Source organism: Neobacillus sp. PS2-9 (assembly GCF_030915525.1).
In the GTDB taxonomy this organism is placed as follows: domain Bacteria; phylum Bacillota; class Bacilli; order Bacillales; family Cytobacillaceae; genus Neobacillus.
In genome coordinates, this window is record NZ_CP133269.1 from 2,500,842 (window position 1) to 2,514,995 (window position 14,154).

The 14,154-nt window shown below is 37.8% G+C and carries 13 protein-coding genes; all 13 read left to right on the plus strand.

Annotated features, from left to right (window positions below):
* The first annotated feature begins 13 nt into the window (after positions 1-13).
* The 13 genes from RCG25_RS12655 to pepF all read left to right on the plus strand — a co-directional run bounded on the left by RCG25_RS12655 (position 14) and on the right by pepF (position 14,069).
* Positions 14-316 (plus strand): WXG100 family type VII secretion target, encoded by a 303-nt coding sequence (locus tag RCG25_RS12655; protein ID WP_308083985.1) that lies wholly within the window; start codon positions 14-16, stop codon positions 314-316.
* Positions 317-339: 23 nt separating this feature from the next.
* Positions 340-642, plus strand: a complete 303-nt coding sequence (locus tag RCG25_RS12660; RefSeq protein ID WP_308083986.1) for a pore-forming ESAT-6 family protein — start codon at positions 340-342, stop codon at positions 640-642.
* 79 nt (positions 643-721) lie between these two features.
* Positions 722-913 carry a hypothetical protein gene (locus RCG25_RS12665; protein ID WP_308083987.1) on the plus strand — a complete coding sequence of 64 codons (192 nt, stop codon included), beginning with the start codon at positions 722-724 and terminating at the stop codon, positions 911-913.
* 53 nt (positions 914-966) lie between these two features.
* Entirely contained in the window at positions 967-1,689 is a 723-nt protein-coding gene (locus tag RCG25_RS12670; RefSeq protein WP_308083988.1) for a hypothetical protein, read from the plus strand.
* Between the two features lie 15 nt (positions 1,690-1,704).
* Positions 1,705-3,285: an Mbeg1-like protein gene (locus tag RCG25_RS12675; protein ID WP_308083989.1), complete on the plus strand. Its 1,581-nt coding sequence runs from the start codon at positions 1,705-1,707 to the stop codon at positions 3,283-3,285.
* Positions 3,286-3,498: 213 nt separating this feature from the next.
* Positions 3,499-4,539: a PP2C family protein-serine/threonine phosphatase gene (locus RCG25_RS12680; protein ID WP_308083990.1), complete on the plus strand. Its 1,041-nt coding sequence runs from the start codon at positions 3,499-3,501 to the stop codon at positions 4,537-4,539.
* On the plus strand, positions 4,536-5,867 hold the full coding sequence (locus RCG25_RS12685) for a trypsin-like peptidase domain-containing protein (protein WP_308083991.1): 1,332 nt from the start codon (positions 4,536-4,538) through the stop codon (positions 5,865-5,867). Before RCG25_RS12680 ends, RCG25_RS12685 begins: the two co-directional genes overlap by 4 nt.
* Positions 5,868-6,599 (plus strand): PP2C family protein-serine/threonine phosphatase, encoded by a 732-nt coding sequence (locus RCG25_RS12690; RefSeq protein ID WP_308083992.1) that lies wholly within the window; start codon positions 5,868-5,870, stop codon positions 6,597-6,599.
* A gap of 47 nt (positions 6,600-6,646) precedes the next feature.
* Positions 6,647-7,291: an FHA domain-containing protein gene (locus RCG25_RS12695; RefSeq protein WP_308083993.1), complete on the plus strand. Its 645-nt coding sequence runs from the start codon at positions 6,647-6,649 to the stop codon at positions 7,289-7,291.
* Between the two features lie 3 nt (positions 7,292-7,294).
* On the plus strand, positions 7,295-8,509 hold the full coding sequence (locus RCG25_RS12700; RefSeq protein ID WP_308083994.1) for a hypothetical protein: 1,215 nt from the start codon (positions 7,295-7,297) through the stop codon (positions 8,507-8,509).
* 41 nt (positions 8,510-8,550) lie between these two features.
* A complete protein-coding gene (locus RCG25_RS12705; protein ID WP_308083995.1) occupies positions 8,551-9,669 on the plus strand; it encodes a serine/threonine protein kinase in 1,119 nt (372 codons plus the stop codon).
* A gap of 35 nt (positions 9,670-9,704) precedes the next feature.
* Complete coding sequence (locus tag RCG25_RS12710; protein ID WP_308083996.1) at positions 9,705-12,200, plus strand: protein kinase domain-containing protein; 2,496 nt, start codon at positions 9,705-9,707, stop codon at positions 12,198-12,200.
* Positions 12,201-12,281: 81 nt separating this feature from the next.
* The gene (gene pepF / locus RCG25_RS12715; protein WP_308083997.1) at positions 12,282-14,069 is read left to right on the plus strand and encodes an oligoendopeptidase F; all 1,788 of its coding nucleotides are present in this window, start codon (positions 12,282-12,284) and stop codon (positions 14,067-14,069) included.
* Positions 14,070-14,154: the final 85 nt, after the last annotated feature.

The window sequence follows — 14,154 nt, forward strand, 5'->3', positions numbered from 1 at the left end:
AGGGGTTTTAGTATTGGGGAGGAAAATTGTAGTTGATCCGGCAAAACTCGAATCAGCTTCACAAAAAATTGATGCGCAAGCAGCTGATTATGAGCGCCAATACACCAAGCTTTTCAGTGAGGTCGATGGAATGGGTTCTGCATGGCAAGGAGCAGATAACCTTGCTTATGTTACGCAAATTAAAGGCTTTATGGACGATTTCCAAGCAATGGTCGCTCTCATGAAGCAATACTCAGAGTTTTTGAAGCAGGCTGCAACAGTATACAGACAAACGCAATCTGAAACAATTAATGCTGCGAAAAAACTAACCAATTAATTGAACATTAAGGAGGTTCTTCCATGGCAGCTGAAGGAATTAATATATCTTTACCAGAGGTATCGAGTACAGCTCAATCGATTAAAGCAATCAATCAAGACCTTTCAACAAGATTAGAAGAAATTAAAAAGGAAATGGGTAACCTGGCACAATCCTGGCAAAGCGATGCATCAAATACCATTAGGGATAAGTTTAATGCACTTGCCCCGAGATTTGAAGAATATAAAAACGTTATTAACTCGTATGCGATTTTTTTAGACCAAACAGTTGATAACTATAATCAAACTGAAACTGCAATTAATAACAACGCAAGCCAATTTAAATAATTTAAATATTTCGCAGGGGGTAACAAAGATATTTTTTGTTACCCTCATCCCATTGTTCTTAAAATTGGAGGAATGAGGTATGGATGCAAAAGCAAAAGCAGAAATCTACTCCATAATAAATGAATTAAATAGCATTATTAGAGACCTAAATAATACAGCTAATGAGTTAAAGGAATTTAAAGGAATTGGTACAGAATATTGTTCTCAAAAATTAAATAAGGTGGCAAGCCACTATAACCAAATAAAAAATAATTTATATGAACTCACTTAGGGAGATTTTTGGAATGTGATATGAATCTGTACCTTAAGGCGGTGCTCGTTACTATGAGTGTGTTTACTTTGTTAACTTTGGCAGCATGTAATGAAAAGAATTTGGAAGCAGCCAAAACAATCCAACAAAAACTAAAAGAAAAATACGGCCAAGAATTTGTGGTCGATAGAATTGGCGGAGGCTACGGCACTCTTCATTCAAATACATTAAAGGCCATTGTTTATCCCAAAGAGACAGTATCTAAGAAATTCAGCGTAGAGATCACAATGGATTTAAATAACATGTGGGATTCATATATGAATATCGTAATGGCTGAGAAATTAGACACAGAAGTAAGAAAACTGGTAGATCACTATTTTGATGATCCCTATCACCAAAAAACCTATTTATCCTCTACTGGTATGTCCTTTCCTGACCAAAGTCTTACCGATAGAGGAATATCTATAAAAACATATTTAAAAAATAATTCAGAAGTGATTATATATTTTTTCGTTAAGTGTGATAAGGAAGTGAATCTAACTAACCTGGCGGAGAGACTTCATGAATTTGCAAATGAGGCCATTTCCCTCGGGGTAAAAGAAGCATACATTCGTTTGTTTCTTGTTAAGCCTGCCACATACCAGCAAATAGACCAAAAACAAGAACTCCTTATTGATAGTATCGAGGCTTATGATTATTATTCAAAAAAAGACCATACCTATCAACACTCTTGGCTAACAATTGAAAATTCGATTATTCTTGAATCGGCAGAAGACATACAGAGAAATTTCAAATAACAAGGGTGGGATTTTATGCCGTTAGAACTGACGGAAATTGATCAGTTGATTTTGGCTTATATTGTGTACTTTGACCTAAGTGAAAAACAAAAACATGCTGCAATAAATGGGACATTAACAATTGGACAATTAATGAAAGATAACGAGGCTGTTCTCAAAGATTTAAAGGATTTTAGGCCTAAATTCAAAACAGTAGCTGAATTTGAACATTTTCAAAGTATAATTCTTTCCATTTCCGACCCCAAATCAAAATATTACTATTGGAAGATTAAAGATGTAGACGACCAAAATACGAAGACAGGATTTGTTGCTTATACCTTTGAACCACTTGAAGGTCAAGCAATAATGACCTTCCGCGGTAGTGAAGACATGAATAACCTTAATCACTTTAATACAGATTGGACTAATAATTTTAATACAATTACTTCACCATTAACCATTCAACAAGGTAAAGCTATTGATTATCTTAATACTAATGGACCAAAGTATGGTTCTATTAGTCTCATTGGACATTCCTTGGGTGGGAATATTGCTATTGCAGCCACTGTAGGTGCAAGCAAAGAAATTAGAGACAAAATAACTAACACGACTACCTTTAATGCACCAGGCTTTAATCAAACATTCCAACTTTCACATAGGGATGAGTTTCATGAAATGAAGTCGAGGATAAAAGAACTTCAAAATGAAAAAGACTATGTATCCTCCATATTATATAACCCAACCACACCCATAATTATTGAAGCGACGGTTGATGACCTTACCGATAATCACTTCGTACACTTTATGGCTAATGATGGTGTAAACCTTAAAAGAAAGGTACCCCAAAAAAAGGATTTTACAACACAATGGATTCATAACATGACCATCGACTTAGAAGTACTTCCCGACCCTATGCTTGAAGGGCTAATCAACACTGTTGTTGCACTTAAAAATATGCGAATTGATTATGGTGGTTTAATCAAAGCTGGTTTGATTATGTTCGTAATCAGTCCACAAGCGACTATAGCTTATGCAGGTGTGCTAGTGGGAACAGCGGCATTATTTGCAGGCGCCATCGTTGTAGGCGGGATAATCGTTGCGGCTGTTGCTCTTGCCCAAACGGTCATTCCGATTGTTGTCGAAGAGGTTTCAAAGTTTGTTTCGGCCGTTTACAACAAAGTTGTCGGCATGGTGAATTATGTAATAGACGGACTTGTGCACACAGCTGTTGCAGCTGGTAAGGCTATTCATGATTTTAGTAAAGCAGTCTCTGAGACTATTTCTAATGTGTTTTCTAGTCTCTCGAACTCGATTCAAAAACTGTGGAATTCTTGGTTTAACCCTACTTACTATTTACCGATTAATGTAGATATTTATAGGCTTCGAAATATGGCGGTGCAGCTACAAAGTATTCAAAACAGGCTAAATACCATTGATAGGAGAATAGATTCCCTTTATACAATAAGTGATATTATAGGTAGCTTAAAGCTCCTCTTTAATGACTGGGGTATTGGCAATGATGGAAATATCCAAAATTGCATTAACTATATTAATCTAGCAGCGGATGGTATTGAGAATTGCGAACGTAAACTTTTAAATCGAGCGTACTCTATGTAAATAAAGAGGAATTAGGGAAAATAATCCTCTAGTTCCTTTTCCTTAAACTCCATGCAAATAAATTTACATCATCGATGGACATAAAATTACATTTTAGAAAATACATTTTTTGTGAGCCATCCTATTTTTTTACTACGACTATCGAACTAGGGTGGGGAGCTTTTATGAAATGAAAAAACTTAGTTTCGTATGACAATTTCTTGGGGTGAAAAGATGCAAATCCGACCTGATAATGCACAGCATATTGGTGCAAGGGAACAGCAAGAGGATTCATTCGGTTTTTCCTCGTTTGATCAAACTGAGATTATAAATAAACGTGGTTTTACGGCGGTTCTTGCAGATGGAATGGGTGGGATGACACACGGAAGTGAAGTGAGCCAACTGGCTGTACAGTCATTTCTAAGTTACTATCAAGATGTCCGTTTTGGAGAAGATGTTCCCACACTTTTGCATGATGCGCTAATTTATTCAAACAGTCAAGTTCAACAGTTCGCGGAAACCAAGGGTTTACAAAATCAGGTGGGTTCAACCCTCATTGCTGCCACCGTTAAAGATGGGCACTTATACTGGATTTCAGTAGGAGACAGCCGTATTTACTTGTACCGGCATAATGAACTTATTCAATTAACAGAGGACCATGTATATGCAAAGGTATTAAATGAAGAAGCGGCAAAAGGGACCATTTCAAAAGAAGAAGCCGAAACACATCCTCAAAGAGCAGCCTTGACAAGCTTCCTTGGATTAGAGGAAATAACAGAAATTGACCAAAATGTCGTTCCTTTTCCGCTGAAGGTCGGTGACCGAATATTATTATGCAGTGACGGCCTTTACGGGTTTATGAGTGAGGGGGATATCGTTCAACTTCTATCTGAAAATAAAGACGGTGTTTGCGATTTACTTGTTAATAAAGTATTAGATTTTAAACATCCCTATCAAGACAACATAACAGCAGTCCTTTTAGAATGTAAAAAGGAAAATCAAACAGCAAGGATAGAAAATATCACCACATTTACAGAAACAACGGATGACCCTCCCTCTAGAAGTAAATCTGTATTAAAAAGAAAAAGAAGGTTCTTTCCATTTCTCCTTACTCTCTTACTTATACTAATCCTTTTAACTGGCGGACTAGCAGGTTATTACTTTTACGGTAAAGATGGAAGTTTTAATGAAATCAAATCTAAGGTTTTGAACGCTCTTCATTTAAATGAAAAAACAGAACCAAAACATACAAAAGAAGGTGATAAAAACAAATGAAAGGATTAAAACGATATTATCCTTTATTGTTGGTTGCCCTGCTGATTACTCTTTTCGGTCTTCTTCCACCATCAGCCGATGCAAAGTCAACGGAAGAAATGCAGGCAAGCACCATCCTTGTTACGTGTGGTGATTTAAGCGGAGCAGTCAGCATGGGGACTGGTTTTGTGATTGGAAACTCAGACCATGTAGTTACCAATCATCATGTCATTGACTGTGCTGAACAGGGTGGACCAGTAAATATCATTTTAGAAGTAGGAAAAATCGTACCTGCAACCGTCCAATGGTCCTCACAGGAGAAAGATTTAGCTGTACTACAGACAGAGAGCACATTAGATCGACCAGCTGTTACTTTTACACTTTCAAAGGATGTAAAAGTAACGGACCATGTTTATGTAATGGGTTTTCCGGGCGCAGCCAATGATCAAAGTATTATTGATCCTTCTTTCGTTGCTACAGTAAAAGTGTCACAGGGGATTATTAGTGCCAAAGTGAAATCAAAGGCTGGAGTGGCTTTGTATCAAACTGATGCACCTATCAATCCTGGGAATTCTGGTGGTCCATTATTCACGGACAGCGGTTCGGTCATTGGCATAAACAGTATGGCTTCACTTGTTGCAGGGGTTGTACTTGATGAAAATGGACAGGAAAAGACAGACAGAATTCGTTTAGGAGATAACATTGGCTGGTCCATTCAGGCCGATGAACTTATAGTGGAACTTGATAAGCTAGGAATAAAATATAAGCTTGAAAGCAGACAAGAAAAACCGTATTCAGGAGGCGGGGGGGAAAGTGGTGGTTCCACCATTTTTAACTTTGCCACCTTAGGTTTGGGACTTCTTGCAGTATTATTAGCAGCCCTTGCTGTTATCCTATCCTTAACTAAAAAAGGTAGAGTCGTAGTGAAAGAAGTAAGCCGTCGTGTAATACCGAACCCAACTCAGGAAAAAAATCATCCCGCTCCCATTGTAAAACCAGCAGTACCATCAGATGGTTCTGTTATACAAACGAAACCATGCTTGGTAGGCATAAACGGTCCATATAGCGGTCAGAAGTTTCAACTTAACCAGCAGGTTACATTAGGGAGAAGTCCTTCCAATAGCCAGATCATCATTCCATCCAACACGGTGAGTGGTGCCCACTGTACCGTCTCCTATGATGTATTTCAAAAGGTTTTTTATGTGACAGACCTACAATCAACTAATGGAACCTTTATTGGGAATGGTCAAAGACTTCATCCCAATCTTAAAACCCCTTTACAATCTGGACAGCACTTTTATTTAAGCAACCCAGAATTTACATTTGAAGTGCGATTGGAGAATCAATAAATGAACATTACCACAGCATCCTTATCAAATGTGGGTGGAAGAAAATATAACGAAGATTATTGTGCCTTTCTTTCTCAAAATCTATCAAATATCTGGGTAGTCGCTGATGGGATGGGTGGGCATTTTGGTGGTGAGGTCGCCTCAAAGGAAGCGGTTGAAGTTATTTTAGAACGATTTAAACATCAAAGTGAAGTTACCAAGGATACCGTTTTTTCACTATTTTCAGAAGCAAATCAGCGAATATTATCTCTGCAAAGAGAAAAAGAACTGTTAAGAAGAATGCACACGACGATGGTGTTAGTAGTCGCAGATCCCATTAACACTGTCTGTGCCCACATAGGCGATTCAAGGTGTTACTTTTTTCAACAAGGGACGTTAGTTTCTCGTACTCAGGATCATAGCGTGGTTCAAGTACTAGTCAATCAAGGAGAAATTACTGAAAAAGAGATGCGGTCGCATGAAGACCGAAACAAAGTATTGAAATCACTTGGAAAAGAGGAATCACTAAAACCGACCATAAGATCTCTGGACCGACCGCTTCAGTCCGGTGACACATGGTTATTATGTACCGATGGATTTTGGGAATACGTATATGAATATGAAATGGAAATTGATTACTTTAAATCCCGGACACCCGAGGAATGGTTAAGAAAGATGGAAACAAGATTGTTAGCTCGTGCAAGTAAGAATAATGATAATTATACAGCAATCGCCATTTTTTGCAGGGATTAATAGCCCAATGGATAACGAGAGAGAAGAATGTTTAAGGGGGTAATAGAATGAGTATGGTGCAGTGTGCGAATGGCCATTTTTATAATCAGCAAATGAATAGTACCTGTCCTCATTGTCAAGGACAGGGAAATATGGGGAAAACAATGGGATTAACACCATCACAACCTAATTCGGATCCTTGGAAGAACGCTGGATTTGACAAACCAATTCCACAACCCCTGCCAGGATTTGAAAAAACAGTACCGCAGCAGCCACAAGTGACTCCTGAACCTATAAAAAAAGCAAAACCGGTAGTTGCGAAGGACGAAGGCAGGACGATTGGAATCTTTAATAATAAAGAAGGAATTGATCCTGTAGTCGGCTGGCTTGTATGCATTGCAGGAAATGATCGAGGTGCAGACTTCCGTATACATCCAGAGAAAAATACCATCGGTCGTTCAGAGAACAATGATATTCGGATTGCCAAGGACCAAACGGTTTCTAGAGATAATCACGCAACCGTTATCTATGATCCAAAGAAAAAGAACTTCCGATTGCTTGCAGGAGGAGGAAGAGGTTTAGTATATGTGAATGATGAAGTGATTGATTTTAGCACTCCTTTAAAGGCAAACGATATTATTGAATTAGGAGAAACAAAACTTATGTTTGTTCCTTTATGTGGAGAACATTTTGATTGGAATAATGTCAAATAAGCTATGAAAATTAAAACTTCTCATAGAAAAATTATTTTCCTTTCCATTATTCTTTTTTATTTGATTTTACCAACAGCTGCCATGGCAAATAGTGCACCCATCATTCAACCTGGTAGAAATGGGGCCATCATTCCCATACATGATATCCCAATTGTGGTTAAGGAAGAAAAGCTTCAATTTGTTTTACATGAGGCATATAAACCTGCAGATGTCGTGGTTCAATATACGTTTTTGAACCCAACTGATAAGCCAATTGATGCCTACCTAGCTTTTCCCTATACACCGGCTGCTCCAGACTCTGTTCCCCGTGTCTTTATCAATGGAGTTGAACTGCCCAAAAGCTCGATTGAAATCAATAAAGAAGATCGTGAATTAGACCGTTTTTTGGAAGCTTTTAATTCCGCCGCTGTTGTTCATGTGGATCCCGTTACAGGAAAACATTTGGATGATTGGAAAGGATACGATACAATCGATAATTCAGATATAGCGACATTTAAAGTTCCTTTTCCAGCCAGCCAAGAAACGAGCCTACGAATTCAGTACCAGCAAGATTTTGGAACCGATAAAAAAGACTATATACAGCCGATCCGTTTATATCAATATTTATTACAGCCTGCATCAGCATGGAAAGAATTCCACCATCTACAAATCAGTATTGCTGTTCCAAAGAATCATTATTTTGCCTCTGATTTATCAATGAAAGAAGTACATGGAGATTCTATTGATTGGTTGTCTTTACCAGAAGATGTAAAGGAAAATGAGGAAAAATGGGACTATTTCCAAGGTGAATTTGAGGCCTTACCTAAAGGGAATTTAGCTTTCTCAACAATGAATAAGAAGGATCTTCTTTTTGGTCTGGTTAAGAAAGATGATTATGATTTGCTAGGTTTCTTATTCCTTGGAGTAGTAGCTACCGCAGCCAATATTGGTATGGCTTTACTTATTAGTCGGATAAAAAAATGGTGGATGCACTGGTTATTAGGACCAGTTTTGTCTTTTATCGTGACTAACACCATAACCTTTCTAACATATGCATTGTTTATCAATCTTGTCACTCTTGCAATTAATGGGGAGCTATTGGGCGGTTATGGATTCATCATTACTTTTCTTCTATTCATTTTCTATAACGCAGTCATCTATTTTCCTACATTGGGTATCATTCTATTAATAAAAAAATGGCGTAACCTTCGCAAAAAAAGCCTTGATGTAACAACTTGAAAAGCTACTGGAAGTGATGTAGGTAGTGGGGGTAGACAACTATGAATCTAGAAGATTTATGTATGGGCTGTATGTCCGTAAAGGGATCGGCTGACATTTGCCCAACCTGTCACTGGCAGGATGGAGACGAGGAAGAATCGGTTCTATTTTTACCACCAGGAACCATCTTAAATCATAAATATCTTCTTGGTAAGGTACTCGGAAGTGGAGGGTTTGGGGTCACATATTTAGCATTGGACCTTGATTTGAAAATTAAGCTTGCCATTAAGGAGTATCTACCTAACGGATTTGTTACCCGCAATGGGACCAATCAACATGTTTCTGTATATTCGGGTAATCAAGAATCTGCTTATCGTGATGGATTAAAAAAGTTTTTGGAAGAGGCCATGGTTTTGGCTAAATTTAGTACGATGCCTGGTATTGTAACAGTTCGTGATTATTTTGCGGAAAACAATACCGCCTATCTTGTAATGTACTATTTGGATGGAATTACCTTTAAAGAGTTTTTAGAGAGAAATAATGAAGTTATTCCTTATGAAACAGGACTGACCATTTTATTGCCTGCACTATCAGCGTTATCAGAGGTTCATAAGCATAATATTCTCCACCGTGATATTAGCCCAGACAATATCTATATTACAAAAGATCGCCAAATTAAATTACTTGATTTTGGAGCGGCACGACAAGTGTTGGGCGAACAAAGCAAAAGTTTAGATGTCATATTAAAACGAGGCTATGCTCCGGAAGAACAGTATCGCACTAGAGGAAAACAGGGACCCTGGACGGATGTATATGCAGCCGGAGCAACCTTTTATCGGGCAATAGTGGGAGTTACACCGCCTGATTCGTTAGAAAGGTTGGCAGAAGATTCACTGATTGCACCCTCAAAGCTAGGCATTACTATTCCTTTTAGTATCGAACGTGCCCTGTTAAAAGCACTGGCAGTACGTTCCTCAGACAGATATCAGACGATGCAGGAATTTTATGAAGCGCTTATAACCAGTTCACCAGGAAATGAAAAAAGTAACCCACAGAGCCTACCAAACGAAAAAACTAGTACTCCTCCTACGCCTCCTGCTTCCGCAGGATGTTTAACTTTAGCAATGGGCCTCGTCGGAATAACCTTTTGTGCCACATTAATTATAAGTGTTTTCTTTTAATCAAAGTGTAGTTGAACTATTAAGGAGGGTGGATCTTGACACAATACAATGAATATTGCATGGGGTGTATGAACAAAAAAGGGACCATACCTAGATGCCCAAATTGTGGCTGGATAGAAGGGACGATGCCAGAATCTCCGCAACATTTAACTCCAGGGACGATGCTTCATGGGAAGTACTTAGTCGGACGTGTCCTTGGTCAAGGTGGTTTTGGGATCACGTATCTTGGATGGGATCTTCAATTAGATATGAAGCTTGCCATCAAGGAATATATGCCACGAGATTTTGCTACAAGAAATACAGGTGAGGCTAACATTACATTTTTCACAGGAAATGTGAAATATTTATTTGATAATGGCCTTCACAAATTTTTAGAAGAAGCTAGGATTCTAGCAAAATATAATAACCATCCAGGGATTGTATCTGTTCGTGACTTCTTTAAAGAAAATGGAACGGCATACTTAGTAATGTACTATTTAGATGGAATTGATTTAAAGAAGTACTTAGAACAAGTAGGAGGCCGGCTAACGTATGAACAAGCACTTAGTATCTTATCGCCTGTCATAGATGCTTTATCAACTGTACACAGGGATGGAATACTTCACAGGGACATTAGTCCAGACAATATATATATCACAACAAATCGTGAGGTTAAACTTCTAGACTTTGGTGCAGCGAGACATGCGATGAACGATTCCAATAAAAGTTTATCTGTTATTCTAAAGCCTGGCTATGCTCCTGAGGAACAATATCGAAGCAAGGGGAAACAAGGTCCTTGGACAGACATCTACGCTACAGCAGCAACCTTGTATCGAGTTATTACCGGGGTTGTACCTCCAGAATCTCTCGATCGACTAGAGGAAGATACCTTAGTACCACCCAGTCAGCTCGGAGTGTCTATTCCACCCTATGCGGAAGCAGCGCTCATTAAGGCCTTATCTTTAAAAGCTCAAGATCGATTTCAGAGTATGGAATTATTTCAACTATCCTTAAAAGAACCTTCCCAAAATTCAATTACTCCCCATATTCAACAACAACAGCTGCAGCAAAACCATTCAAATTCAATTCAACATGTATCAAACGATCAGACCCAGAATCAAGAAGGAGTTCAAACAGTTCAGCCTATAAAAAAGAAAAAAACCGGTCTTATCGTTGGCGCTGTAATAGGTGGTTTGTTTCTATTATTTTGTTTATTTATTGGGTTTCTGTTCATATTAGGAAGCGGGGCTGAGGATGACCCTACGTCAAAAACAGATCCTGTTACTAACAACAATAATAACAACAATAATAATGGAGATGTAAACGAATCCGTTCAAGTTTCTGTTCCATTACTTTATAACTTAACCGCGGAAGAAGCAAAAGCGGAACTAGAAAAAGTGGGTTTGAAGGTCGGAAAAGTGATTCAACAAAAAGACCTATTTTCGAAAAAGGGTCGAGTATTTGCCCAATCAATTAAAGCTGATACAAAAAAAGGAAAGAACACACAGGTTGACATAACTGTCAATAGTGGCGTTAAACTCCCCGTTGATACAGCAACCATCCAACAGCAAGGAATGGCACTTATTTATCAATATGTTGACCAGGCCAATGCACTTTATGATCAGAAGAAGTGGGAACAAGCGCTTGAGGGTTATACTCAAACACGGGAGATGGTAGGTGAATTACTCAAAGCAAAAGGTCTTTCAGCAGATGTGTTTGCAGAAGCTCGTCTTACAGAAGCAAACTTAGCAGACACAATGAGTTCCCTTAAAATTGAGCTTGGATACCCATACCATGCACTTGAGGATAGCAATGACAATGTGGCAATTTTAACAGATCTACAGAAACAAAACATGCTATCCGACTTAAAGCTTCTAGGGAATGCCTACGGAAATCTAGCTTGGAGTCAGCTATTAAATAAACTCCCAGAAGATGCAATTAATTCTTTAAAGCAAGCAGTGAATTATGAACCGAATAATATATTAATTCAGGTTAACTTAGCCCATGCCTATCTATTAACCGATCATTTCAGAGATGCCTTTAAGCTGTATAGAGCAAACAAAGACCTTGAGCTTAACGGACAAAAGATATCAACAATTATCGCAGATGATTTAGAAAAACTTAAAAAAGCAGGTTATGATCACCCTGATATTGATGTCATAAACGTAAACATGTTAGGTGTGGGTGTGGATACTGATGAAAAGCAAATTCAACGAACCATCAACTATCAAACAGATGCGGAATTTGCGGGAGATTTAGAGGGTTATTTGAGCACATTTGCTTATGAGCCTGGATCAAAGCAATACACAGACTTAACAAATAATTTTAAAAATCTATTTTCTAACTATGTCTTTACAGCCGCAGATGTGAAGGAATTAACTATTGAAAATCAAACGGCAGATCAAGCTACAGTAATAGTAACAAAATCCTTTAAATATAATGATAGTAATAACAAAGAGTTTTCAGAAGAAGTCACCTACAAATTTATTCTTAAAAAGACGACTAGCTCCCTACCTTGGCGGATTGCACAATTGGAAGTCGTAAAAAAATAAGAAAAAGCTTGGGTTCTCCAAGCTTTTTTCTGTTTAATATGATTAAATGAAATCAACAAATACGGATAAAGGAGTAATAAAATGCCAACGTACACAAGCCGGAACGAAGTGCCAATCCAAGAAAAATGGAATGTAGCGGATATTTATACGAATCTTAGCAAATGGGATGAAGATTATCAGCTAGTTGAACAAATAGCGGAACAATTAAAGAAATTTGACGGAGATATTCACGGTGGTCATGCCTTATATCAATACCTCCAGCAAAAAGAGGTTTTATCGTTCCATTTTAATAAGTTGTACGCCTATGCCATGTTATCTGTGGATGAAAACACAAGGGTTACAAATGCTCAATCTCTATTAGAGCGGGCGAAACAACTCAGTGTGAAGGTTAGCTCCTCCACCTCATTCTTTATGCCTTATTTATTAAGCTTAGATGAGACAACTTTAGATGGATACTTGGAAGAAGAAGAAAAGCTAGAATACTTTGCAGAAGATTTATGGGAATCCTTTCGCTATAAGAAACATGTGCTTAGTAAGGAAAAGGAAGAACTACTATCACAATTAGGTGATGCATTGTCTGTTCCTAGTCATACGTTTGGGATGATTAATAACGCTGACATTAAGTTCGGAGATGTAACGAATGACAACGGGGAACGTGTGGAGTTAACCAGGGGAATGTATGCAAAGCTCATTGAGAATGAAAACCGTGATAAGCGAAGAGAAGCTTATAAGGCATATTATCAGCCATATGTTCAATTAAAAAACTCCATTGCATCCACTCTTGCAGCTGCCATTAAAAATAATGTTACTTTAGCTAAAATACGTCAATATCCATCTGCACTTGAAAAGTCTTTATTTGGTGATAAAGTTCCGAAGGATGTATATGAGAACTTAATACAAACAACAAAAAAGAATATTGCACCATTGCATCGATATACACAAATCCGTAAGGAAAAATTAAAGCTAGATGAAATTCGCCAATACGATATGAGTGTTCCACTTGTAAGTGGAGTGAAGCAAGTCATCTCATATGAGGAAGCTTATGAAACCATGTGTAAAGCATTAGCTCCGCTCGGAGAGGAATACATTCAAATTCTTAAGGAGTTTAAGGATGCTAGATATATCGATGTTCGGGAAACGCCTGGCAAACGATCTGGTGCCTACAATTTAGGTGTCTATGGGGTGCATCCCTTTATCCTTTTAAATCATCAGGATGATTTGGATAGTTTATTTACCTTAGTGCATGAATGCGGTCACGGAGTACACAGCAGACTAAGTTCCGAGCATCAGCCACAAATAACGGCGAGATATAGCATTTTTGTAGCAGAGGTAGCTTCTACAGTTAATGAAGTGCTTTTAATTAATTATTTATTAAATAATGAGCAGAATGTAGAAGCTCGCAAACATTTGCTCAATCATTTTATTGATCAATTTAAGGGTACTTTCTTTACACAGGTGATGTTTGCTGAGTTTGAAAAGATAACCCATGAGATGGCAGAAAAAGGGACACCGCTTAATGTTGAGGTATTTAATCAAACATACGAAAGCTTGTTTAGAGAATACAATGGGAATGAACTTGTTTTTGATGAGGAAGTGAAATATGGATGGTCAAGAATACCTCATTTTTATCGTCCTTTTTATGTTTATAAGTATGCAACTGGTTTTGCGTCAGCCATTCATTTGGCCACAAGGATTCTTGAAGGTGATCAGGATACACTTCAATCCTACTTGGAATTTTTAAAGAGTGGCAGTTCCGATTATCCTTTAGAGTTATTGAAGAAGACTGGTGTAGATTTGATGTCACCATATCCAATTGAAAACTCATTAAAGAAATTTGAAGAATTAGTTGAAGAGTTCTCCCAACTGTAAATTTACCAAAAAAATGTGATCTTTCCTTTTGTTAGGGGATCACTTTTTTTTAATAGAGTATTGTAAGAATTTGTTATAGAATTAA